21 protein-coding genes and 1 pseudogene are annotated in these 23,218 nt (G+C 55.9%); 9 read left to right on the top strand and 13 right to left on the bottom strand.

Going from position 1 to position 23,218, the window contains the following annotated elements; translation table 11 throughout:
- Positions 1-98 precede the first annotated feature (98 nt).
- From fur to ybfF, 4 genes are all read right to left on the bottom strand, one after another.
- Positions 99-545, bottom strand: coding sequence for a ferric iron uptake transcriptional regulator (gene fur, locus BFV64_RS06145; RefSeq protein ID WP_003858655.1), 447 nt, complete (start codon positions 543-545; stop codon positions 99-101).
- 287 nt (positions 546-832) lie between these two features.
- Positions 833-1,363 carry a flavodoxin FldA gene (gene fldA / locus BFV64_RS06150; protein WP_008501067.1) on the bottom strand — a complete coding sequence of 177 codons (531 nt, stop codon included), beginning with the start codon at positions 1,361-1,363 and terminating at the stop codon, positions 833-835.
- A gap of 155 nt (positions 1,364-1,518) precedes the next feature.
- Positions 1,519-1,806, bottom strand: coding sequence for a LexA regulated protein (ybfE, locus tag BFV64_RS06155; RefSeq protein WP_014883017.1), 288 nt, complete (start codon positions 1,804-1,806; stop codon positions 1,519-1,521).
- Between the two features lie 128 nt (positions 1,807-1,934).
- Positions 1,935-2,708: an esterase gene (gene ybfF, locus BFV64_RS06160; protein ID WP_032637188.1), complete on the bottom strand. Its 774-nt coding sequence runs from the start codon at positions 2,706-2,708 to the stop codon at positions 1,935-1,937.
- A gap of 183 nt (positions 2,709-2,891) precedes the next feature.
- Here ybfF and seqA point away from each other — a divergent pair, with 183 nt between their 5' ends.
- Both seqA and pgm read left to right on the top strand, forming a co-directional pair.
- A complete protein-coding gene (gene seqA / locus BFV64_RS06165; RefSeq protein ID WP_014883019.1) occupies positions 2,892-3,440 on the top strand; it encodes a replication initiation negative regulator SeqA in 549 nt (182 codons plus the stop codon).
- 24 nt (positions 3,441-3,464) lie between these two features.
- Complete coding sequence (gene pgm, locus BFV64_RS06170) at positions 3,465-5,105, top strand: phosphoglucomutase (alpha-D-glucose-1,6-bisphosphate-dependent) (RefSeq protein ID WP_014883020.1); 1,641 nt, start codon at positions 3,465-3,467, stop codon at positions 5,103-5,105.
- 104 nt (positions 5,106-5,209) lie between these two features.
- On the opposite strand, the gene potE is transcribed toward pgm, so the two are convergent.
- The 9 genes from potE to kdpF all read right to left on the bottom strand — a co-directional run bounded on the left by potE (position 5,210) and on the right by kdpF (position 17,142).
- Complete coding sequence (gene potE, locus BFV64_RS06175; RefSeq protein WP_022647448.1) at positions 5,210-6,523, bottom strand: putrescine-ornithine antiporter; 1,314 nt, start codon at positions 6,521-6,523, stop codon at positions 5,210-5,212.
- Complete coding sequence (gene speF, locus BFV64_RS06180; protein WP_069601823.1) at positions 6,520-8,718, bottom strand: ornithine decarboxylase SpeF; 2,199 nt, start codon at positions 8,716-8,718, stop codon at positions 6,520-6,522. The genes potE and speF overlap by 4 nt, the downstream gene beginning before the upstream one ends.
- Before the next feature lie 254 nt (positions 8,719-8,972).
- The gene (speFL, locus tag BFV64_RS24910) at positions 8,973-9,077 is read right to left on the bottom strand and encodes a leader peptide SpeFL (protein ID WP_003858645.1); all 105 of its coding nucleotides are present in this window, start codon (positions 9,075-9,077) and stop codon (positions 8,973-8,975) included.
- A 279-nt stretch (positions 9,078-9,356) separates the two neighbouring features.
- The gene (kdpE, locus tag BFV64_RS06185) at positions 9,357-10,034 is read right to left on the bottom strand and encodes a two-component system response regulator KdpE (protein ID WP_023336920.1); all 678 of its coding nucleotides are present in this window, start codon (positions 10,032-10,034) and stop codon (positions 9,357-9,359) included.
- A complete protein-coding gene (gene kdpD / locus BFV64_RS06190; RefSeq protein ID WP_069601824.1) occupies positions 10,031-12,718 on the bottom strand; it encodes a two-component system sensor histidine kinase KdpD in 2,688 nt (895 codons plus the stop codon). Before kdpD ends, kdpE begins: the two co-directional genes overlap by 4 nt.
- On the bottom strand, positions 12,719-13,294 hold the full coding sequence (gene kdpC / locus BFV64_RS06195) for a potassium-transporting ATPase subunit KdpC (RefSeq protein WP_045134259.1): 576 nt from the start codon (positions 13,292-13,294) through the stop codon (positions 12,719-12,721). It lies immediately after the preceding gene.
- A 12-nt stretch (positions 13,295-13,306) separates the two neighbouring features.
- The gene (gene kdpB / locus BFV64_RS06200; protein ID WP_045134258.1) at positions 13,307-15,355 is read right to left on the bottom strand and encodes a potassium-transporting ATPase subunit KdpB; all 2,049 of its coding nucleotides are present in this window, start codon (positions 15,353-15,355) and stop codon (positions 13,307-13,309) included.
- An 18-nt stretch (positions 15,356-15,373) separates the two neighbouring features.
- Positions 15,374-17,053, bottom strand: coding sequence for a potassium-transporting ATPase subunit KdpA (kdpA, locus tag BFV64_RS06205; RefSeq protein WP_045281602.1), 1,680 nt, complete (start codon positions 17,051-17,053; stop codon positions 15,374-15,376).
- Complete coding sequence (kdpF, locus tag BFV64_RS06210) at positions 17,053-17,142, bottom strand: K(+)-transporting ATPase subunit F (RefSeq protein WP_014069365.1); 90 nt, start codon at positions 17,140-17,142, stop codon at positions 17,053-17,055. Before kdpF ends, kdpA begins: the two co-directional genes overlap by 1 nt.
- 308 nt (positions 17,143-17,450) lie before the next feature.
- On the opposite strand from kdpF, the gene BFV64_RS06215 reads away from it, so the two are divergent.
- The 7 genes and pseudogenes from BFV64_RS06215 (at position 17,451) to nei (ending at position 23,168) form a co-directional block, all read left to right on the top strand.
- Positions 17,451-17,657, top strand: a complete 207-nt coding sequence (locus BFV64_RS06215) for a YbfA family protein (RefSeq protein WP_028019445.1) — start codon at positions 17,451-17,453, stop codon at positions 17,655-17,657.
- Positions 17,658-17,868: 211 nt separating this feature from the next.
- Positions 17,869-19,281 (top strand): deoxyribodipyrimidine photo-lyase, encoded by a 1,413-nt coding sequence (phrB, locus tag BFV64_RS06220; protein ID WP_069601825.1) that lies wholly within the window; start codon positions 17,869-17,871, stop codon positions 19,279-19,281.
- 10 nt (positions 19,282-19,291) lie between these two features.
- Positions 19,292-20,035: a type 2 GTP cyclohydrolase I gene (locus tag BFV64_RS06225; RefSeq protein ID WP_069602469.1), complete on the top strand. Its 744-nt coding sequence runs from the start codon at positions 19,292-19,294 to the stop codon at positions 20,033-20,035.
- A 14-nt stretch (positions 20,036-20,049) separates the two neighbouring features.
- A pseudogene (gene pxpB / locus BFV64_RS06230) lies at positions 20,050-20,705 on the top strand (5-oxoprolinase subunit PxpB).
- A complete protein-coding gene (pxpC, locus tag BFV64_RS06235; protein ID WP_023336927.1) occupies positions 20,699-21,631 on the top strand; it encodes a 5-oxoprolinase subunit PxpC in 933 nt (310 codons plus the stop codon). Before pxpB ends, pxpC begins: the two are co-directional and overlap by 7 nt.
- On the top strand, positions 21,618-22,358 hold the full coding sequence (gene pxpA / locus BFV64_RS06240; RefSeq protein WP_069601826.1) for a 5-oxoprolinase subunit PxpA: 741 nt from the start codon (positions 21,618-21,620) through the stop codon (positions 22,356-22,358). The genes pxpC and pxpA overlap by 14 nt, the downstream gene beginning before the upstream one ends.
- A gap of 18 nt (positions 22,359-22,376) precedes the next feature.
- On the top strand, positions 22,377-23,168 hold the full coding sequence (gene nei / locus BFV64_RS06245; RefSeq protein ID WP_047027564.1) for an endonuclease VIII: 792 nt from the start codon (positions 22,377-22,379) through the stop codon (positions 23,166-23,168).
- Positions 23,169-23,218: the final 50 nt, after the last annotated feature.

The following is a 23,218-nucleotide window of genomic DNA, read 5'->3' on the forward strand; positions in this document are numbered from 1 at the left end:
CAAAGGCGTCATAGTCCGTAGGCCCAGGCGCAGCGCCACCGGGCTTTTTAAGGCAAAAAAAAGCCAGCCTTACGGCTGGCTCAGAGTATGAACGTGACTTATTTTGCGTCGTGCGCGTGTTCATTTTCGCGGCAATCACCTTCAGCGCAGTGACCATACAGGTACAGGCTGTGGTTGGTCAGGCGGATGCCATGACGAGCGGCGATTTCACGCTGACGCGATTCGATGGAATCATCGCTGAATTCAATGACCTTGCCGCAATCGAGGCAGATCAGGTGATCGTGGTGATGCTGCTGGGTCAGTTCGAATACAGATTTACCGCCTTCGAAATTATGACGGGTAACAATGCCCGCGTCATCAAACTGGTTCAGCACGCGATAAACGGTGGCCAGACCAATCTCTTCACCCATGTCGATAAGACGTTTATAGAGGTCTTCCGCACTGACATGGTGGTTGTCTGGACCCTGAAGCACTTCGAGGATTTTTAACCGAGGAAGCGTTACTTTCAGGCCAGCCTTCTTTAATGCGGTATTGTTGTCAGTCATGCGGAATCTGTCCTGTTGCTAAACGATTCACTTCTGAAAGAAGTGACAGAAAATGCACCTTGGATATTGCGTCTCATTATAGAACTGCCACGGCTAAATGAAAACTGCAAGTCTCAGGCAAAGTATGCTTATAAAAATGGGGTATCACCGACAAACTTGTGAAATGAAAACCACATTTTACCAGGGAAACATTGTACAGGTCTGAGCGAAAAAGTTAAAAGTTTGTAGCAATTAATTTAATCGGTTTTACCTGGAAAACGGGCGCAACCGCCGTTGCGCCGCGAAAATCAGGCGTTGAGAATATCGTCCAGGTGCAGTTCTTCACGGATCTGCTTAACCCACTTCTCTACGCGCTCAGCGGTCAGCTCAGGCTGACGGTCTTCGTCGATGGCCAGACCCACGAAGTGATCGTCATCGGCAAGACCTTTGGAGGCTTCAAAGTGGTAACCGGCAGTGGGCCAGTGACCGACAATAACGGCGCCGTTCGGCTCAATGATGTCGCGGATGGTGCCCAGTGCGTCGCAGAAGTACTCGGCATAGTCTTCCTGATCGCCACAGCCAAACAGGGCAACCAGCTTGCCGTTGAAGTCCACCTCTTCCAGCGTTGGGAAGAAATCATCCCAGTCGCACTGTGCTTCACCGTAGTACCAGGTTGGAATACCCAGCAGCAGAATGTCGTAGCCCTCGAGATCTTCTTTGCTGCTCTTGGCGATGTCATGCACATCAGCAACGTCTTTACCGAGCTGTTTCTGAATGTTTTTTGCGATATTTTCGGTATTGCCGGTATCACTGCCGAAGAAAATGCCGATGATTGCCATGAGTAAAATAACCTCTTGAAACTTAATGGTATGGTGGCGCAATTCGGCCACGGATAAGGGCAATAATAGCAGAACAGGCAACCCTGCGGAAACCGCTATCGCGCAGGACTGCACTCTGTGCTACATGAAAAGGGTAAAAAAGGGGTTTTTCAGACTTATGCCTGGCTGCGCAATGTCTCAAGCTGGGCGATCAGCATCTCTTCAATGAGCTCGCTGCGGCTGATATTACGCGCTTCCGCCAGCTCGTTAAGCGCATCGACTGCGTCAGCATTGAGCTTCAATTCGACACGCTTAAGCCCACGATTTTTATCGCGTTTAAGCTGGTTGCGTTTATTAATACGCAGCTGTTCGTCGCGCGAAAGCGGATTCGTTTTCGGTCGTCCCGGTCGACGCTCATTCGCGAACAGATCTAGTGTCGTACGGTCCGTTTGTTCTTTGGCCATGATTCAGAGACTTCGGGGGAAACAAGCCGCCCTGCTAATGCCCGGGCGATAAGCGCGCCATCATACATCAGCAAAAACGGCACGCCAACGACTGGAAGCCCGTCGTCTTCCAGTCGCTCTCTTTTTAATCAATTTGCCGTATCAGTGAGATAGCGACGAATGGCGCGCAGGACTGCATCAGGTTTTTCCGCATGTACCCAATGCCCGGCACCGGCAATTACATGGGCGCGCGCCTGCGGGAATTGTGCCAGCAGCGTGTCGCGGTAAGCATCAGTAACGTAAGGCGAGTTACCGCCACGAATGAAGAGGGTAGGATGCGGCCAGGCGGGGACGGCCTCCCAGCCCACGATGTTATTATACTGGTCCCACAGCACCGGGACGTTAAAACGCCATTGCCCCTCAACAAACGATTTCAGCAGGAATTGCACTACGCCTTCTTCATCAAGATGCTCACGCATCACGGCTGCTGCCTGCTGACGGGTGGAAACGCCGGCCTCCGTCACCGCATTAATTGCCGCGAAGATCTCATCGTGACGGCGAACGTCGTAATCCACTGGGGCGACATCAATCACCACCAGCCCGGAAATTCGCTCAGGTGCCAATGCTGTGAGCGCCATAACCGCTTTACCACCCATCGAATGCCCGATGAGGGTCACTTTCTGCAGGTTGTGGGCGTCGAGCGTATCCAGGAGATCCTGCGCCATTGCCGCGTAGGTCATCTCGTCTGCGCGCCCGGAAAGTCCGTGGTTGCGCATATCGACCTGTAAAATATCGTGATCGGTAACCAGATCGCGCGCCAGCACGCCCAGGTTATCCAGGCTGCCAAAAAGTCCATGAACCAGTACGATGGGAGAATTATTGTTCGGCGATTGTGCAGTTTGCGCTCGGGTATTCAATTTCATGGCAAAGTTCTTTTTTTACGTTTGTCAGGTTAGGGTATCATGTTGACCATTCTGCCGCCCGGCCGCAAGGTTCCAGTTTAATCTGACTTTTGCCGCCAACCTGGTTTGACGCTATCCGCTGTTGGGATTTGACCTTATAATCCCAATGACTTGTATTCAGATAAGATATCGCACTGGATTAAGATGAAAACAATCGAAGTTGATGACGAACTCTATCAGTATATTGCCAGCCAAACGCGGCATATCGGGGAGAGCGCGTCCGACATTTTACGGCGCATGCTTAAAATTTCCGCCGCTTCACAGCCTGCTACCCCAGTCACCAAAGATGTCGTGTCTCAGCCGAGCGTTGTTGCACAAGCAAAGCCTGCCGTGACGCCGGTAAAAGATAAAGTACGCGCGATGCGCGAGCTGCTGCTGTCCGACGAGTATGCGGAGCAGAAAAAGGCGGTTAACCGCTTTATGCTGGTGCTGTCTACACTTTACTCCCTGGATAACAAAGCGTTTGCTGAAGCGACCGAGTCGCTGCACGGTCGTACTCGCGTCTATTTCGCGGGTGACGAGCAAACGCTGCTGCAAAATGGCAACCAAACCAAACCTAAACATGTCCCTGGCACCCCATACTGGGTGATCACCAATACCAATACGGGCCGCAAGTGCAGCATGATTGAACACATCATGCAGTCCATGCAGTTCCCGGCGGAATTGATTGAAAAGGTTTGCGGTACAATTTAACCCTTGCATCAGAAGGACCCGGTAATGGCAAATCACAGCCGTGCAGGCCAACCTGCACAACAAAGCGATTTGATTAACGTCGCTCAGCTGACCGCGCAGTATTACGTGCTGAAACCGGTCGTGGGCAACGCAGAACACGCAGTGAAGTTTGGTACATCTGGTCACCGCGGTAGCGCGGCACGCCATAGCTTTAACGAACCGCACATTCTGGCCATTGCTCAGGCCATTGCGGAAGAGCGCGCTAAAAACGGCGTTACCGGTCCGTGCTACGTGGGGAAAGATACCCATGCGCTGTCTGAACCGGCGTTCATCTCTGTGCTGGAAGTGCTGGCGGCAAACGGCGTCGACGTGATTGTGCAGGAGAATAACGGCTTCACGCCAACGCCGGCGGTGTCTAACGCTATCCTGGTGCACAACAAAAAAGGTGGCGCGCTGGCTGACGGGATTGTTATCACTCCATCCCACAACCCGCCGGAAGACGGGGGCATTAAATACAACCCGCCTAACGGTGGCCCGGCAGATACTAACGTCACCAAAGTGGTAGAAGACCGCGCAAACGCGCTGTTGGCTGACGGTCTGAAAGGCGTGAAACGCATCTCTCTGGATGCGGCAATGGCGTCCGGTCACGTAAAAGAGCAGGATCTGGTTCAGCCGTTCGTGGAGGGACTGGCGGATATCGTCGACATGGCGGCGATTCAGAAAGCAGGCCTGAAGCTGGGCGTGGACCCGCTGGGCGGTTCCGGTATCGAGTACTGGAAACGTATTGCCGAGCATTACAAGCTGGATCTGACCATCGTGAACGATCACGTCGATCAGACCTTCCGCTTTATGCACCTGGATAAAGACGGCGCGATCCGTATGGACTGCTCCTCCGAGTGTGCGATGGCGGGCCTGCTGGCACTGCGCGACAAATTCGATCTGGCGTTTGCGAACGACCCGGATTATGACCGTCACGGTATCGTCACCCCTGCCGGGCTGATGAACCCGAACCACTATCTGGCTGTGGCGATCAACTACCTGTTCCAGCATCGTCCGCAGTGGGGCAAAGAGGTGGCTGTTGGTAAAACGCTGGTCTCTTCCGCGATGATCGACCGCGTGGTCGACGCGCTGGGCCGCAAGCTGGTGGAAGTGCCGGTGGGCTTCAAATGGTTTGTTGACGGTCTGCACGACGGCAGCTTCGGCTTCGGTGGTGAAGAGAGCGCCGGGGCATCCTTCCTGCGTTTCGACGGCACGCCATGGTCAACCGATAAAGACGGTATCATCATGTGCCTGCTGGCGGCGGAGATCACCGCGGTCACCGGTAAGAACCCGCAGGAACATTACAACGACCTGGCGGCACGTTTTGGTGCGCCAAGCTACAACCGTATTCAGGCGAGCGCGACCTCAGCCCAGAAAGCGGCGCTGTCTAAACTCTCTCCGGAGATGGTCAGTGCTAACACCCTGGCAGGTGATCCGATCACCGCGCGTCTGACGGCTGCACCGGGTAACGGCGCGTCTATCGGGGGGCTGAAAGTAATGACCGACAACGGCTGGTTCGCTGCACGTCCATCCGGTACGGAAGACGCGTATAAAATCTATTGCGAAAGCTTCCTCGGCGCTGAGCACCGTCAGCAGATTGAGAAAGAAGCCGTAGAGATTGTCAGCGAAGTGCTGAAGAACGCGTAAGTGCGTTATCGGTGCGGGCTGATGCCCTCACCCCGGCCCTCTCCCACGGGGAGAGGGAGAAAACAATAAAAACGGCAACCCTCGGGCTGCCGTTTTGTTTTTACCTAACTATGCTTATTCTTCAATTCAAACCGTGGTGACACCAGACCGTACAGCGTCCAGCCCATAAAGGTCACCATTGCCCCATAGAGCATCGCTTCCTGACCGGAAGAGTAGAGCGCATAGAAGCTGTAAATCGCCCCAATGAGCGCCACGATATTCGCTGCTCGTGCTTTACGCGGATCCACCTTCGCGACCTTCTGAATAATCACCAGCGCGGCCATCGACAGAATGTACGGAATGATGTTCGTCACCACCGCCAGGTTGACCAGCACGTTGAACTGGCTGTTCAGCGACGGGCTAATGGTCATCAGCGACAATCCACTCTGGAAAATCACGATGGCCAGCATGCCCTGCACCGGTGCGTCCGCTTTGGTGACGCGGGAGAAGATTTTGGGGAAATAACCTTCGTCAGCCGAGGATTTAAACACCTGCGCGATGGTGAACTGCCAGCCGAGAAGCGAACCGCAGCAGGACATCACCATCAGACCCATAATCACCTTCCCGACTTCCGGGGTGAACATCTGGGCGAAAGCCAGCCCGAACGGTGCCGTGGAGTTAGCCAGATCCATATTCGGCACAATCCCGGCAATCACGTTGGTTGAGACGATATAGATCACCGCCGCCCCCAGCGTTCCGCCAAGTACCGCAATTGGCACGTTCTTTTCCGGGTTCTCAACCACTTCCGCATTCGCGCAGGCCGATTCCAGTCCGAGGAAAGCCCACAGCGTCATGGCGATAGAAGAGCCCACGGCGGTAAAGAACGGCACATGATGCGGGTTCCAGGAGTTGGCGTAGAGCGTAGGACTAAACCAGAACCACCCGATGATGCATAAACCGACGACCGGGATAATCACGCCCCAGACGGTGATGCTGCTCAGTTGTCCGGTGATACGCGCGCCGCCGAAGTTCGCCACGGTGCAGATCCACAGCACCCCGATGGTCGCCAGCCCAATTTGTACCGGGGTGAGCGTGGCGCCAAACAGTTCCGTCCCGTAACCCACGGCGGAAATGGCAATCGCCACGTTGGCGATCAGCAGCGATACACCATAGGTGTAGTTGGCCATAAAGTTGCCGGACTTACCAAAAGCGTATTCCGCATAGCCGCCCATCCCGCCGGACTTGCGGCTGAACATCCCGCATTTGGCGAATGCCCACGCCAGCGCCATTGACCCCACCGCCGTCACCAGCCAGGAGATAATCGAAATGGTGCCCACTTCGGCAAGCTTGGTGGGCAGCATGATGATCCCGGACCCCATCATGTTGACCATGGTGAGGATGGTCAGCTGCACCACGCCCATCTTATTGGATTTACTCATAATGTCTCTCCTTTCAGCAGCGCGGGCTGAGCAGCGGGTTGTTTGATGACGTTACAGCGAACCTGTTTGCGACCCTCACACTCTTCAACGTATACGCCCTGCAGCTCAGGCGCGAAGCCTGGTAGCAGGTTGATACCGTCTTCCAGCGCGGCAAAGTAGCGCAGCACGGAGCCGCCCCAGACTTCGCCCGGGACAACGCACAGCACCCCAGGCGGATAAGGCAGGGCGCCTTCAGCGGCAATGCGGCCTTTCGCGTCGCGCAGGGAGACCAGTTCGACTTCACCCCGCAGATACGCATAGTTCGCCTCCTGCGGGTTCATCATCACGCGCGGGAAGTGAGACTTGCGGAACATCTCTTTTTGCAGTTGCTTCACGTTATGGCGGGCATAGAGATCGTGCATTTCCTGGCAAATCTGGCGCAGCGTGTAATCCGCGTAACGTTCCGGATGTTGTTTGTAGAGAGAAGGCAGGACCTCTTTCAGCGGAACATCGCTCTCGAGCAGTTTTTCGAAGCGCACCAGCTGCGCCACCAGCTGCTGCAGTTTGCCCATATCTTCCGCAGGGGTGAGCAGGAACAGGATCGAGTTGAGATCGCATTTCTCCGGCACGATGCCGTTTTCACGCAGGAAGTTGGCGAGGATGGTGGCGGGCACGCCGAAATCCTCATACTCGCCGGTGCGGGCGTTAATACCTGGCGTGGTCAGCAGGAGCTTGCACGGGTCGATAAAGTACTGGTGCTCGGCATAGCCCTCAAAAGCGTGCCAGTTTTCACCCGGTACGAAGTGGAAGAAGCGCAGATCGGTGGCAATTTCCGCTGTGTCGAAGCTTTCCCACGGACGGCCATCCACCGTCTCCGGCACAAACGGACGAAGGTACTGGCAGTTCTCCAGGATCAGTTTGCGCGCTTCAATACCGTTAACCACGCAGTCCATCCACATGTTGCGACCGCTCTGACCTTCATGCATACGGGCGTTAATATCCAGCGCAGCAAACAGAGGGTAGAACGGGCTGGTTGAGGCGTGCATCATAAAAGCATTATTCAGCCGCTTGTGGGGTACATAGCGCTGCTGGCCTTTGATATGGCTGTCCTTTTTGTGGATCTGCGAGGTCTGCGAGAAGCCTGCCTGCTGTTTATGTACCGACTGGGTGACCAGAATTCCCGGGTCGTTTTCGTTCAGCTCCAGCAGCAGCGGCGAGCAATCTGCCATCATCGGGATAAACTGCTCGTAACCTACCCAGGCCGAGTCGAACAGGATGTAATCACACAGATGCCCAATCTTATCCACCACCTGACGGGCGTTATAGATGGTGCCATCGTAGGTACCCAGCTGGATCACCGCCAGACGGAACGGGCGTGCATCGCGTGCACGACCTGGCGCCACCTCGGCTACCAACTCGCGCAGGTAGCTTTCCTCAAAGCAGTGCGCGTCAATACCACCAATAAAGCCGTACGGGTTGCGCGCGGTTTCCAGATAGACCGGTGTCGCGCCAGCCTGAAGAAGAGCGCCGTGATGGTTCGATTTGTGGTTATTACGGTCAAACAGCACCAGGTCGCCAGGGGTGAGCAGGGCGTTAAGGACCACTTTGTTGGATGAGGAGGTCCCATTCAGCACAAAGTAGGTCTTATCGGCATTAAAGACCTTTGCGGCATGTTGCTGCGCAATGCACGGCGCGCCTTCGTGGATCAGCAGATCGCCCATTGCCACGTCGGCGTTACACAGGTCGGAACGGAAAAGCGTTTCACCAAAGAAATCGACAAACTGATTGCCCGCAGGATGACGGCGGAAGAATTGCCCCCCCTGATGCCCCGGGCAGTCAAATGCGCTGTTACCCTGTTTCACGTAGTCTACAAGGGCACGGAAAAACGGCGGTCGCAGCTGGGTTTCGTACTTCTGGGCCGCCGCTTCCAGCTGGCGGCCATAAAAATCGTTGCTGGTGTCTGAATGCTCAAATACGCCGTGAATGCGCGATAAATAATCTGCCGGAATGATCTCTTCTTTATGCGTTGCGACAAAGACGGGAATGCCAAATCCGGTGGCTTCTATTTCTTCCAGTATGCCGCTGGAAATATCGCTAACGGCCAAAACAATGGCCGCGACGTCGATATAATCAGAAGCGCGGACATCCACAAGCTCACGCTGGGTGGTAAAGCAGTCCGGACATGCACGGCTGGCCGCGATTTTTAAACTTTTCATCTTTCTCTCTTTATTTTAGGTAATAAGCGTCCTTCGATTTCTTGTCAGAAAGAAATCGATAATTTTCCGGAAAAAAAGCAAGGTGTGGCCGCTGATTAAAATCAGTAAATTGCTTTTTGATGATTGAAATTCAGTCCGCCCGGTTGCAGATGAGTCTGAATTAAGTGGAATGAGCGCACGACTTCACAGGCAATGGCCTGTAAAATAAGGTATTTCAGGATAACCTGTAAGCGAGTGCGCCAGAAGTCGAAGGACTACCGGGCATTAAAGAGGTGAAAGTCAAAGCAGTTTCGGTGGGCAAACATCATGATATGTGTTGTCCGCCTTATATGGGGCATTAAGCGATTGTTGTTTTCCATGTTTCATTTTCCTTTCAGTAATTGAAAGCATGGTCATTTTATCCAGGAAAAAGGGATTAACTGTGAATCAGATCACCCTTAACCGATCATTTCAGAAATAATTAGTCGTTTTTGATGAATAACGCAGATCAAAATGCTGATTTGTTGTTGAAGTGTTAATGATTGGTTTTGTTAATGTTTTAAACGAGAAAAAATAATCCATGGAATAATGTATTGATTATTTTTTTAATATTGATCGGGAGGGTTTTTGATTATTTAGAAAATAATATGAATAGTTATTCAAAGCATAAATCGATAACCGATACCGGTTTCAGTTAATAAATGGCGAGGGCGAGCGGGATCGACTTCCAGTTTCTGACGAAGGTGACCCATATATATGCGCAAATAGTGACTATGTTCCACCGCGTTGGGTCCCCACACCTGACTCAACAGCTGGCGCTGTGTGAGAACCTTGCCGTGGTTATTAAGCAGCACGGCGAGCAGGCGGAATTCGATGGGGGTAAGATGGATTTCCTCTTCACCGCGCACAATGCGCCGTGCGGCGAGGTCAACCCGAATATCACCAAACGTGTAGGTTGTGTCGGCAGGCGTGGTGGCGCTATGACGACGCAGCGCCACACGCAGGCGAGCCTGCAATTCGCCAATGCCAAAGGGTTTAATCAGATAGTCATCGGCGCCGGCATCCAGCGCGGCGATTTTATCCGTCTCTTCAGTACGGGCAGAGAGCACGAGAATCGGCATCTGGCTCCACTGACGAACCTCACGAATAAAATCGATGCCGTCGCCATCCGGCAGCCCAAGATCGAGGATCACCAGGTCCGGCTTGCGGGTGGCGGCTTCAATTAAACCCCGTTGAAGCGTACCCGCATCGTGAACGCGCAGACCGTCTCCTTCCAGCGCAGCGCGCAGAAAACGGCTAATGGCGATCTCATCTTCGACAATCAGAACGTTAATCACAAATCCTCGGGTAATTCATTCAGTTCTGGCGGGGTTTCCAGAGGAAGTGTAACACAAAAACGCGCGCCGCCTTCCGGACGATTCTCTGCGGAAATGGTTCCGCCATGGACGTCAACGATCGCCTGACAAATCGCCAGCCCGAGCCCAACGCCCGGAATGGCCGACTCCTTGTTCCCGCGCGCGAATTTTTCGAAAATAGCCAGCTCCTGCCCGGCAGGAATGCCCGGTCCGGTATCCCAGACGTCAAGGTGAAGCGTGCCATCCTCTACCATCGCATCCACGCCAATCCGGGCACTTGAGCCGGCATATTTACCGGCATTTTCCAGCAGATTGATCAGCACCCGTTCAAACAAGGGGCCATCGACGTGAATTAAGGTCAGGGGTTCAGGCATGTTCAGCGCGATATGCCGCCCACCGAGGCCGGGCTCCAGCATTTTCAGCGCGCTGCCTACCACTTCTTCCAGCGTGAGCCACTCTTTTTTGAGGTTAAATCCGCCCGACTGAATGCGCGCCATATCGAGCAGGTTATTCACCAGACGGGTGGTATTCAGCACGTGCTGGCGGATTTCGCTGGCCTGAAGGGCGTGTTTAGACCCTTCCGCGGCCAGGTCCAGCGTCAGGATTTCTGACTGACCAAACAGAACGGTCAGCGGGGTCCGCAGGTCGTGCGACAGCGCCGCCAGCAGCGAGTTACGAATGCTTTCACGCTCGCTGGCCAGTCGGGCCTGTTCTTCACTGGCGGTAAGCGCCAGCCGTTCCAGCGCGCTGGCAACCAGCAGCGTAAAAGTCTCCAGCAGCCGCTGCTGCTCGGGGATCATCAGCTGACGCAAGTTTGAGGGCTCAACAATCACCAGCCCCTGATTTTTATCGGCGCTGCGTAGCGGCAGAATTTGATAGGGCACGCCGGGCAGGGTGTCGGTCCCTGCGCCCGCAGGTAACCCTTTATCAAAGCTCCAGCGCGCGATGGCTTCGTCCCAGGGCGTCATGCCGGAGGCCGAGGTTAGCGGGCGCAGCTTACCGTGTTCGTCCGGGAGTAAAATCAGGTTGCTGGCATGAAACGTCGAGCGAATAAACTGCTCGCTGGTCTGCACAATATCCAGCGGGGTCCGACCCACCGCCAGCGATTTCGACATTTCATACAGATGCCGCGTGCGCTGTTCGCGGTAGCGGGCGATGCGCGCCTGGTAGCGCACGCCCGCCGTCAGATTGCCGATCACCAGCCCGACGGTGAGCATCACGGCAAAGGTCAGGATGTACTGTACGTCCGACACAGCGAGCGTCCCGCGAGGGGCAATAAAGAACAGATCAAAGCTGATGACGTTAATCACCGTTGCCAGCACCGACGGCCAGCGTCCGTAAAAGAGCGCCACCACCACCACGCCAAGGAGGTAGATCATCACCAGGTTGGCCGCGTCGAAGGCAATCAGCCATTTGCTGGCAATGATCGTGATCAGGGCGCAGAGCACGACGGCCACCAGGCAGCCGCGAAGCTGAATGCGCCATTTATCACTGAAAGTACGGCTGTCCGGGGCGCGGCTGGGAAGGGGGGTGGGTTTATCATCCAGCGCCACGATCACCAGGTCCAGATCCGGCCCGCGGCGGGCCAGTTTGTCGGCAAAGGATTCACGGCTAAACCAGCGACGATGCTGGCGACGGCCAATGACGATTTTCCCCAGGTTATGCTCCCGGGCGTAGCGCAGAATGGCTTTATCTTCCTGAGGATCGGAAAGGGTCGCGGTTTCGGCACCCAGCTCCTGCGCCAGGCGCAGCGAACTCAGAATCGCGCGGCGCTGGTTTTCGGGCAGGGCATGAAGCTGCGGCGTTTCGACATACACCGCATGCCAGACGCTGCCAAATTTGGCGGCCAGACGCGCGGCGGTGCGGACAAGTTTTTCGTTACCGCTGCCGTGCCCCACGCACAGCAGGATGGCATCCCGCGTATGCCAGACGCGTTCCTGGCCCTGCAAATCGCGCCAGGCACGCATCTGATCGTCAACGCGATCGGCAGTACGGCGCAGAGCCAGTTCGCGCAGGGCAATCAGGTTGCCTTTGCGGAAGAAATGTTCGATGGCACGCTCGGCCTGTCCGGCAATATAGACTTTGCCTTCGTGCAGGCGCTGGCGCAAATCATCCGGCGGCAGGTCGACCAGCACCACTTCGTCAGCGGAATCGAAGAAAGGGTCGGGCACCGTCTCGCGCACCTGAATGCCGGTCACGCCGCTGACCACATCGTTCAGGCTTTCCAGATGCTGCACGTTAACCGTCGTGAAAACATCAATGCCAGCTTCAAGTAATTCTTCCACATCCTGCCAGCGCTTGGGGTGACGCGAGCCTGGCGCATTGCTGTGCGCCAGTTCGTCCATCAGGATAAGCGCTGGACGGCGGGCGAGGGCGGCATCAATATCAAACTCAGTGACTAAACGACCCCGATGGCTGATGCGGCGGGGCGGCTGGGTGGCAAGCCCCTTCAGCAGCGATGCCGTCTCTTTACGTCCGTGGGTTTCAACCACGCCGATCAGTATATCGAGCCCCTGCGCCCGAAGCCGCTGGGCTTCCGTCAGCATGGCGAAGGTTTTCCCGACACCCGCGCAGGCGCCAAAGAAAATTTTCAGTTTGCCGCGATGGGCTTCAGCCGTCTGTTCAAGCAGCCTGTCCGGATCCGGGCGCATGGGCTCGTCGGTCATTTAGTTTTTCCTTAGCGCGTCCAGCGCCAGATTCAGCTCAACAATATTCACTACCGGCATGCCGATATAGCTGACCAGCGGCTTTTGTGTGTGTTCTGCCATCAGTTTGCTCACCTGTTCAACACTCAATTGACGGGCGGCGGCAACGCGCGGGATCTGCCACGCCACCGCTGCCGGCGTCAGGCTATAGTCCAGCCCGCTGGCTGAGGCGGTGACCAGCTCCACGGGAACCTCGCGGCTGGCCTGTGGGTTGGCGGCGCGCAGGGCGGCCACACGCTCGGCGACGGCTTTGTCCAGCGCCGGGTTGCTGCCCGCCAGGTTACTGCCGCCGGATGCCATCGGATTATACGGGCTTTCGGCAGTGGCGGAAGGGCGTCCCTGGAAGTAGCGAGCGTCCGTAAAGCTCTGGCCAATCAGGCGCGAACCGCGGTTTTCACCGTTTTGCATAATCAGCGAGCCGTTAGCCTGATCCTTAAACCACCACTGGCCCAGGGCGGTGGTGACCAGCGGGTAGAGCCCCCCGGTAATCAGCGACAGCAGAATAAACAGAAGTATAGCGGGGCGTAACATCGTCATTTGATTCACCTTTTAAACCAGCCCGAACAGGGTCAACAGCAGATCGATAGCCTTGATACCGATGAAGGGCACCACCAGCCCACCCAGGCCGTAAATCCACAGGTTGCGGCGCAGCATGGCGGCCGCCGTGAGCGGCTTGTAGCTCACGCCTTTCAGCGCCAGCGGGATCAGGAAGACAATAATCAGGGCGTTAAAGATTACCGCGCTCAGAATGGCCGATGCCGGGGAGTGCAGGTGCATTACGTTCAGGGCGTTTAATTGCGGATAGGTCGCAGCAAACGCGGCCGGAATGATGGCGAAATATTTCGCCACATCGTTAGCGATGCTGAACGTGGTCAGCGAGCCGCGCGTCATCAGCATCTGCTTACCAATGTGCACGACTTCAATCAGCTTGGTCGGGTTAGAGTCGAGATCGACCATGTTGCCCGCCTCTTTTGCCGCCTGGGTACCGGAGTTCATTGCCACCGCCACGTCGGCCTGCGCCAGGGCAGGGGCATCGTTGGTCCCGTCACCGGTCATCGCGACCAGACGCCCTTCCGCCTGATACTGACGAATCAAGGCCAGTTTGGCTTCCGGTGTAGCTTCGGAAAGAAAATCATCCACTCCCGCTTCGGCAGCAATCGCCGCGGCGGTCAGGCGGTTATCCCCGGTGATCATCACCGTTTTGATCCCCATTTTACGCAGCTGGGCAAAGCGTTCTTTGATGCCGCCTTTGACGATATCCTTCAGGGCAATCACCCCCAGCACATTTGCGCCTTCAGCCACCACCAGCGGCGTTGCCCCCTGACGGGCCACGCTTTCCACCAGGCTATCCACTTCGGGTGGGAAGTGACCGTTATTAGCCTCAATGTGGCGACGAATGGCGTCAACCGAGCCTTTACGGATCATCCGGTCCTGAATATTAATGCCGCTCATCCGGGTCTGTGCCGTGAAGGGCACGAAAGTGGCATGCAGGCTCTGAACGTCGCGCTGGCGCAGGTTAAAGCGCTGTTTGGCAAGAATCACAATGCTGCGACCTTCCGGAGTTTCGTCGGCAAGCGATGAGAGCTGTGCGGCATCTGCCAGCGTTTTTTCATCCACGCCAGGTGCGGGTAAGAAGTCTGATGCCTGACGGTTACCGAGGGTGATGGTCCCGGTTTTATCAAGCAGCAGAACGTCTACATCGCCCGCCGCTTCAACGGCACGTCCGCTGGTGGCAATAACGTTGGCACCGAGCATACGGCTCATACCGGCCACGCCGATGGCCGACAGCAGGCCGCCGATAGTGGTGGGGATCAGGCAGACCAGCAGCGCCACCAGCACCGTGACGGTGACCGCCGTACCGCCATAAGTGGAGAACGGCCACAGGGTCGCGGTTGCCAGCAGGAAGACGAGGGTCAACGCGACCAGCAGGATGGTCAGGGCAATCTCGTTGGGGGTTTTACGACGCTGGGCGCCTTCCACCATGGCGATCATCCGGTCAAGGAAGGTTTCACCTGGGTTAACGCTACACTGGATCACCAGCCAGTCGGAGAGTATGCGCGTCCCCCCCGTTACGGAGGCGAAATCGCCGCCGGATTCACGGATAACCGGGGCGGATTCCCCGGTGATGGCGCTTTCGTCCACCGACGCGCCACCTTCAATCACTTCCCCGTCGCACGGGATAATATCGCCAGCTTCGACCAGCACCACATCGCCTTTGCGCAGTTCATCCGCCGGAACGTGGTCCATCTGCGCACCGTATTTTGGTTCACGTAACTTGCGTGCGAAGGCGGTCTTTTTTACCCCTTTCAGGCTGTTGGCCTGGGCTTTACTCCGGCCTTCCGCCAGCGCTTCCGCAAAGTTGGCAAACAGCACGGTAAACCACAGCCACAGGCTAATGGCGCCGGTAAACATCGCATTTCCCGGCATGTGGCCCGTTCCCATGGCAATCGCCAGTGCGGTGGTCAGGACGCTTCCCGCCCAGACAATAAACATCACCGGGTTGTGCCACTGCACGCGCGGGCTCAGTTTTTTCACCGCATCCATGAGCGCCTGACGAACTAATGACGGTTCGAACAGGGCCAGTTGTTTACGACTCATGACAAATTCTCCGCAAAATCAGCGTAAAGAGAGGTATTCCGCGACCGGGCCTAACGCGAGGGCGGGGATAAAGGTCAGGGCACCAACCAGTAACACGGTGCCTGTGAGCAGGCCGATAAACAGCGCGCCGTGGGTCGGTAATGTTCCGGTGGTGGTCGGTTGAATTTTTTTATTCACCAGCGATCCGGCAATCGCCATGACCGGCACAATGATCCCGAAACGACCCACGAACATGCAGAACGCCAGCAGACAGTTCCAGAACGGTGAGTTGGCACTTAAGCCTGCAAAGGCACTGCCGTTGTTGTTGGCGGCAGAGGAGACGGCATACAGCACTTCGCTAAAGCCGTGAATACCCGGGTTAAAGATGCCGCTGCGTCCGGCCTCGGTCATCAGCGCTAGTGCGGAGCCGAGCAGTACGAGGGCAGGGGTTACCAGAATCGCCAGCGCGGTTAATTTCATCTCGCGAACGTCGATTTTTTTACCGAGGTATTCCGGGGTACGACCAATCATCAGACCGGCAATAAACACCGCCAGCATCACGAACAACAGCATGCCGTAAAGACCTGAACCCACGCCGCCAAATACCACCTCGCCAATCTGCATCAGCCACATTGGGATCATTCCGCCCAGTGCGGTGAAGGAGTCATGCATGGCATTCACCGCCCCGCACGAGGCCGCCGTGGTGACCACCGCATAGAGGCTGCTGGCGAGAATGCCAAAGCGGCTCTCTTTACCTTCCATATTGATATTGCTGTTAGCCCCAAGCTGCATGAAATGGCTATTGCCGTTCCATTCAGCCCACATCACCAGCGCAACGCAGACCACGAAGATTAACGACATGGTCCAGAGCAGGGTGCGCCCCTGCCGGCGATCGTTGACGACATCACCAAAGGCAAAGCAGAGTGCGGTGGGGATCAGGAAAATCGCCAGCATCTGCACAAAATTGGTCAGGGCAGTCGGGTTTTCAAACGGATGCGATGAGTTGGCGTTGAAGAAGCCGCCGCCGTTGGTGCCGAGCATCTTGATGGCTTCCTGCGACGCCACGGGCCCCATCGGCAGGAGCTGTTTTGCCCCTTCCAGTGAGGTATAAGGGGTGTATGGCAGCAGGTTTTGCAGGCTACCTTGCTGAATAAAGAACAGCGCGATCAGCAGCGCAATTGGCAGCAATATCCACAGCGTGATGCGCGTCAGATCCACCCACGCGTTACCCAGGGTACTGATTTTCTGACGAGCAAACGCGCGCGTCAGCGCGAAGATCACAGCGATACCGCTGGCAGCCGAGAGGAAGTTCTGGACGGTTAATCCCGCCATCTGGCTGAAATAGCTCAGCGTGGTTTCACCCGCATAGGACTGCCAGTTGGTGTTGGTGACAAAGCTGACTGCCGTATTCAGCGCAAGATGCCAGGACAGACCCGGTAATTGTTGCGGATTCAGCGGCAGACTCCCCTGCAGCATCAGCAGGGTAAAAAGTGCAATCAGCCCAACAATATTCAGCAGCAGAATGGCAAAAAGATATTCACGCCAGCTCATCTCGCGATCGTCTATTCCCAGTACACGCCAGATCCCTTTTTCAACGCTTCCCGTACCAGGCAGGGGGACGTTGTTGATAAGCCTTGCCAGCCCCATTCCCAGTGGCCTTGCCAGAACGAACAACGCCAGTAAGAAGCTGGCAATAAGCAAAAACGCCTGAGCAGCCATCAGAATGCCTCCGCATTAATCAGGGCATAAACCAGATAACCCAATAACAGGAACACCAGCACGATGCCGGCAATAAGACCTGCACTCACAATCCACCTCCGGGTGACTTTTGTTGTTGGGTTAACGGTAGGATTTATGGCGCAAAGATTTCGCAAAAATGAGGAGAGAGGGTGTAAAAAAAGTATAAAAATGGCAAAGCCCACAATTTAACTATTGGTAAGTAAATTGTTAACTTTTTTGTAACTAAATTACGGCGCGAGTGTAAATATTCACTAAATGAATGAAAATAAGTGGTCGGATGAGTAGTAAAATTACACGCAAAGCGATATTATTTTATCCAGGTCACAGATTTTGAATTTTCCGGATGACGTTTCCGGCCAACTATAGGGGAGAAAATATGGATCTTTATAAAGAGTTTCCGGCTCATATCGTGTTCATGCGTCGCACTTTCGCCGTAGTGGCGGGCGTGCTGGCCCTGCCGGTGATGCTGTTCTGGAAAGATCGCGCTCGTTTTTACAGCTATCTGCACCGCGTCTGGGCGAAAACCAGCGAGAAGCCGGTGTGGATGGATCAGGCCGAGAAAGCGACCTGCGACTTCTACTAAAAAAAGAAAGACTACACATAGCAATAAAAAAACCGCCAATAGCAATGGGTAATGCCAGTCAGTTACTTAACTGACTGGCATTACCACCCCCCCGGGCGGCCTTTTTTATTTCATCCCGTCTACACTTCATGGCAAAGTACAGTAAAAGCTCGCCACTTTTTCCTTTGGTGGCGTGCCCTTACGGACATAATGGATATTTGCCTGGAGTTTTATGCCCACCCATCTGGTTTGGTTTCGCGCAGATCTGCGCGTACATGACAACATCGCTCTCGCGGCAGCCTGTCGTTCTGAGGATGCCAGCGTGCTGGCACTGTTCATCGCCACGCCCGAACAGTGGCAGCAGCATGATATGGCACCGCGCCAGGCAGCTTACCTCAAATCACATCTGAACGTTCTGCAACACTCGCTTGCTGAAAAAGGTATTCCGCTAATCTACAAAGAGGTCAGTGATTTTGCCGCGCAGCTTCAGATGCTGCAGGCGATCTGTCAGCAAAACGGCGTCACACACCTTTTTTATAACTATCAGTACGAGCTGAACGAACAGCGGCGGGATCGCCAGCTGGAAAACATGCTGGACGGGGTAGTTTGTGAAGGATTTGATGACAGCGTCATGCTGGCGCCGGGCAGCGTCATGACCGGCAGTCACGAAATGTACAAAGTGTTTACGCCGTTTAAAAATGCGTTTGTTAAACGCCTGAAAGAGGCGCTGCCTGAGTGCGTGGCCGCGCCCGCTGTTCGGGGCGATGCCATAACCGATCTGCCTGAATTAACGTTTAACTATCCCCAACAGTCGTTCGACGATCTTCTGTTCCCTGCCAGTGAGAAATCGGCGATTGCGAAGCTGCGCCAGTTTTGCAAGCAGGGCGCGGGAGAGTACGACGCGCGCAGGGATTTCCCGGCGGTTGAAGGGACAAGCCGATTATCGGCCTGCTTGGCATTGGGCGTGCTCTCTCCTCGCCAGTGTCTGCATCGTCTCCTGGCCGAGCAGCCGCAGGCGCTGGACGGCGGGACGGGGTCGGTGTGGCTGAACGAACTGATCTGGCGTGAGTTCTATCGCCATCTGATGACTTATCATCCCGATCTCTGCAAGCATCGCCCGTTCATTCCCTGGACCGATAACGTAAAATGGCAGCACGACGAGGCGCGTTTACTGGCCTGGAAAAAGGGGGAAACGGGCTATCCGATTGTTGATGCCGCGATGCGCCAGTTGAATGAAACCGGGTGGATGCACAACCGTCTGCGAATGATTACCGCCAGCTTCCTGGTGAAAGATCTGCTTATCGACTGGCGTGTCGGGGAGCGTTATTTTATTTCTCAGCTGATCGATGGCGATCTGGCAGCGAATAATGGCGGATGGCAGTGGGCGGCCTCTACCGGTACCGATGCGGCTCCCTATTTCCGGATTTTCAATCCGACCACTCAGGGACAAAAATTTGATGCTAACGGCGACTTTATTCGTCGCTGGTTGCCCGCGCTCAGGCATGTTCCTGCGAAAGCGATCCACGACCCGTGGGTATGGGCGGATAAACAGGGCGTAAAGCTCGATTATCCCCGCCCGATTGTTGACCATAAACAGGCGCGCGTCGCCACGCTGGCGGCCTATGAAGCCGCCCGTAAAGCTTAAGAGAGTGATGATGAAAAACAGCGAACTGGAAAGCCTGATTAACGAAAAACTCAATACCGCCGCCTTCAGCGATTACGGTCCGAATGGGCTGCAGGTGGAAGGCCGTGAGACAGTGCAAAAAATCATCACCGGTGTGACGGCAAGCCAGGCATTGCTGGATGAAGCGGTGCGTCAGGAGGCCGATGCGATCATTGTTCACCACGGTTATTTCTGGAAAAACGAATCACCGATTATTCGCGGTATGAAGCGCAACCGCCTGAAAACGTTGTTGGCCAATGACATCAACCTGTACGGCTACCACCTGCCGCTGGATGCACACCCGGAACTGGGGAATAACGTCCAGCTGGCGCAGCTGTTGGGGATCACTGTGATGGGCGAAATCGAGCCACTGGTCCCGTGGGGAGAGCTGTCGATGCCGGTTCCGGGTCTGGAGCTGGCCTCGTGGATCGAAGCACGTCTCGGGCGTCGTCCGCTGTGGTGTGGCGACACGGGGCCGGATACCGTTAAGCGCGTTGCCTGGTGTACCGGCGGCGGTCAGGGCTTTATCGACAGCGCCGCGCGTTTTGGTGTTGATGCGTTTATTACCGGTGAAGTCTCTGAGCAGACGGTTCACTCAGCCCGTGAACAGGGGCTGCATTTTTACGCGGCAGGCCACCATGCTACCGAGCGTGGCGGTATCCGCGCCCTCAGCGAATGGCTGACGGAAAATACCTATCTGGATGTGACCTTTATTGATATCCCTAATCCCGCCTGATGAGAGGTGCCCGAGTGCAGAGAGCGCGTTGTTATCTTCTGGGTGAAAGCGCAGTTGTACTGGAACTTGAACCGCCGGTCACGCTTGCCACGCAAAAGCGTATCTGGCGGCTGACACAGCGTCTGGTTGACATCCCGGAAGTGGTAGAAACCATTCCTGGCATGAATAACATTACCGTCGTGCTGCGCAACCCGCAGACAAAGGCGCTGGATGCTATTGAACGTCTTCAGCGCTGGTGGGAAGAGAGCGAAGCGCTGGAGCCGGAATCGAGAATGATTGAAATCCCGGTCGTCTATGGCGGCACGGGTGGGCCGGATCTTGGCGTGGTGGCGGATCACTGCGGATTAACGGAGAAGCAGGTAGTTGAGCTGCACAGTTCGGTGGATTACGTGGTCTGGTTTCTCGGGTTTCAACCCGGCTTTCCGTATCTTGGCGGATTATCCCCCAGCTGCATACGCCGCGCCGGGCCGAGCCACGCCTGAGCGTTCCCGCGGGAACGGTGGCGATTGGCGGCGAACAAACCGGAATTTATCCGCTCACCTCACCGGGCGGCTGGCAGCTTATTGGGCACACCGCCATGCCATTATTTGAACCGGGGCAGGAGGCACCCATTCTCCTTCGTCCTGGCGATACCCTTCGCTTTATCCCGCTGAAGGAGGGGGTATGTTAACGTTACTTCGCGCAGGGCTTTATACCTCGGTACAGGATGCCGGCCGCTTTGGCCTGCGCCAGTCTGGCGTGAGCTACTGCGGTGCGCTTGATCGTCCTTCGCTGGAGATTGCCAACCTGCTGGTGGGTAACGCAGGCAGCACGGCGGCGTTAGAAATTACGCTGGGTCAGTGCGTGATTGAGTTCGGTCAGGAAACCTGGTTTGCGTTAACCGGCGCAGGTTGTGACGCCACGCTGGACGGCAAAGCGGTGTGGACCGGCTGGCGTTTGCGGGCGAAAGCCGGGCAACGTCTGACGCTGAAACGGCCTTTGCATGGCGTGCGCAGTTACCTTGCGGTAGCGGGGGGCATTGACGTGCCGGAGGTGCTGGGATCAGCCAGTACCGATCAGAAAGCGGGCATAGGCGGGCATGAGGGACGTTCGCTGCGCGATGGCGATCGTCTGGCGATTAAGCCGTCAACACGCGATTTCTCGACGACGCAGGGCGTAAAACAGTTGCTGTGGGGGAACGTGATCCGCGCCTTACCGGGGCCGGAATATCAGGAGTTCGATGACGCTTCTAAAGAGTCTTTCTGGCGTTCGCCGTGGAAGATTAGCCCGCAGAGTAACCGCATGGGCTACCGCCTGCAGGGGCAGCCGCTGACCCGCACAACCGACCGGGAGTTGCTCTCCCACGGCTTATTGCCTGGCGTCATTCAGGTTCCGGGCAATGGTCAACCCATTGTGCTGATGAACGATGCGCAGACGACGGGCGGCTATCCGCGCATTGCCTGCATTATTGACGCGGATCGCTACCATCTGGCGCAAATTCCCCTCGGTCAGCCGATCCATTTCGTGCAATGTTCGCTGGAGGAAGCGCTGAAAGCGCGACAGGATCAGCAGCGTTATCTCGAACAGCTGGCGTGGAGGCTTGATGGTAAAGATTGATTTAAATGCCGATCTGGGGGAGGGGAGCCGCGCCGACGCAGAGCTGATGACGCTGGTCTCTTCGGTTAACATCGCCTGCGGCTTTCACGCGGGTGATGCGCAAACCATGCTGGAGAGCGTGCGCAATGCCATTAAAAACGGCGTGGCGATAGGCGCTCACCCGAGCTTTCCCGACCGGGAGAACTTTGGCCGTACGGCGATGGACCTGCCGCCGGAGACCGTCTACGCTCAGATGCTTTACCAGATTGGTGCGCTGGAGGCGATAGTGCGCGCTGAGAAGGGCGTACTGCGCCACGTGAAGCCGCACGGCATGCTTTACAATCAGGCGGCGAAAGATCCTGCTCTGGCGGACGCCATTGCCCGCGCGGTGCGGGATTGTGACTCTCAGCTGATTCTGGTGGGCCTGGCGGGCAGCGAGTTGATCCGCGCCGGGCAGCGCCTGGGGTTAACCATCCGCCAGGAAGTGTTTGCCGACCGGGGATATCAGCCTGATGGCAGCCTGGTGCCGCGAACGCAGGCCGGGGCGCTCATTACCGACGAAGGTAAAGCGCTCGCGCAGACGCTGGAGATGGTGCGCGCCGGGCGTGTCATTGCTGTGGATGGTACATCGGCAAACGTTCAGGCCGATACGGTATGCTTACATGGCGACGGCGAGCATGCGCTCCAGTTTGCGCTACGCCTGCGGGCAGCGTTCTCTGATGAGGGTATTCTTGTCAGCGCAGAATAATCATTTAAGGACACTAACATACCAGAAGGTCCGGAGATCCGCCGCGCGGCGGATAGCCTGGAAGTGGCGATAAAGGGCAAACCGCTGACGGATGTCTGGTTTGCCTTTTCGCAACTCAAACCGTTTGAATCACAGCTGCTGGGGCAGACGGTGACCCATATTGAAACGCGCGGGAAAGCCTTACTCACGCACTTTTCCCATAATCTGACGTTATATAGCCATAACCAGCTTTACGGCGTCTGGCGCGTGGTTAACGCGGATGAACAGCCGCAAACCACCCGTGTGCTGCGGGTCAGGCTGCAAACGGCGGATAAAGCCATCCTGCTTTACAGCGCGTCGGATATCGAAATGTTAACGCCTGAGCAGTTGCTCGTTCATCCGTTCTTGCTGCGCGTTGGGCCGGATGTGCTGGATATGCGCCTGACGGCGGGCGATGTGAAAGCCCGTTTGCTGTCACCCAAATTTCGCAATCGGCAGTTTTCCGGTCTTTTTCTCGACCAGGCCTTTCTGGCCGGGCTCGGCAACTACCTGCGGGTGGAAATCCTTTGGGAAGCCGGGCTGGCGCCGCAGCATAAAGCCTCGCAGCTCAGCGATGAACAGCTGGAAGCGCTGTCCCATGCGCTGCTGGACATACCGCGTTTATCCTACACGACGCGCGGCGTGGTAGATGAGAACAGGCATCACGGGGCGCTGTTCCGGTTTAAGGTGTTTCATCGGGCGGGAAAAAAGTGCGAGCGATGTGGCGGGATTATCGACAGGATTATGCTCTCTTCGAGACCTTTTTACTGGTGCCCGCACTGCCAGAAATAAAAGTAAAACGGTAACCCAAGGGTTACCGTTTTTAAGGTTTTCACCCTCTC

This window comes from Enterobacter kobei, assembly GCF_001729765.1.
GTDB lineage: Bacteria > Pseudomonadota > Gammaproteobacteria > Enterobacterales > Enterobacteriaceae > Enterobacter > Enterobacter kobei.

Bases quoted from the DNA above. Each gene is read 5' to 3' on its own strand.
- BFV64_RS06225 (WP_069602469.1), top strand. From the start codon at position 19,292: ATGAAAAACAGCGAACTGGAAAGCCTGATTAACGAAAAACTCAATACC.
- fldA (WP_008501067.1), bottom strand. From the start codon at position 1,363: ATGGCAATCATCGGCATTTTCTTCGGCAGTGATACCGGCAATACCGAA.
- speF (WP_069601823.1), bottom strand. From the start codon at position 8,718: ATGAAAAGTTTAAAAATCGCGGCCAGCCGTGCATGTCCGGACTGCTTT.
- phrB (WP_069601825.1), top strand. From the start codon at position 17,869: ATGCCCACCCATCTGGTTTGGTTTCGCGCAGATCTGCGCGTACATGAC.
- pxpC (WP_023336927.1), top strand. From the start codon at position 20,699: ATGTTAACGTTACTTCGCGCAGGGCTTTATACCTCGGTACAGGATGCC.
- kdpA (WP_045281602.1), bottom strand. From the start codon at position 17,053: ATGGCTGCTCAGGCGTTTTTGCTTATTGCCAGCTTCTTACTGGCGTTG.
- fur (WP_003858655.1), bottom strand. From the start codon at position 545: ATGACTGACAACAATACCGCATTAAAGAAGGCTGGCCTGAAAGTAACG.
- speFL (WP_003858645.1), bottom strand. From the start codon at position 9,077: ATGGAAAACAACAATCGCTTAATGCCCCATATAAGGCGGACAACACAT.
- pxpA (WP_069601826.1), top strand. From the start codon at position 21,618: ATGGTAAAGATTGATTTAAATGCCGATCTGGGGGAGGGGAGCCGCGCC.
- pgm (WP_014883020.1), top strand. From the start codon at position 3,465: ATGGCAAATCACAGCCGTGCAGGCCAACCTGCACAACAAAGCGATTTG.
- kdpD (WP_069601824.1), bottom strand. From the start codon at position 12,718: ATGACCGACGAGCCCATGCGCCCGGATCCGGACAGGCTGCTTGAACAG.
- BFV64_RS06215 (WP_028019445.1), top strand. From the start codon at position 17,451: ATGGATCTTTATAAAGAGTTTCCGGCTCATATCGTGTTCATGCGTCGC.
- ybfE (WP_014883017.1), bottom strand. From the start codon at position 1,806: ATGGCCAAAGAACAAACGGACCGTACGACACTAGATCTGTTCGCGAAT.
- kdpB (WP_045134258.1), bottom strand. From the start codon at position 15,355: ATGAGTCGTAAACAACTGGCCCTGTTCGAACCGTCATTAGTTCGTCAG.
- ybfF (WP_032637188.1), bottom strand. From the start codon at position 2,708: ATGAAATTGAATACCCGAGCGCAAACTGCACAATCGCCGAACAATAAT.
- potE (WP_022647448.1), bottom strand. From the start codon at position 6,523: ATGAGTAAATCCAATAAGATGGGCGTGGTGCAGCTGACCATCCTCACC.
- kdpC (WP_045134259.1), bottom strand. From the start codon at position 13,294: ATGACGATGTTACGCCCCGCTATACTTCTGTTTATTCTGCTGTCGCTG.
- seqA (WP_014883019.1), top strand. From the start codon at position 2,892: ATGAAAACAATCGAAGTTGATGACGAACTCTATCAGTATATTGCCAGC.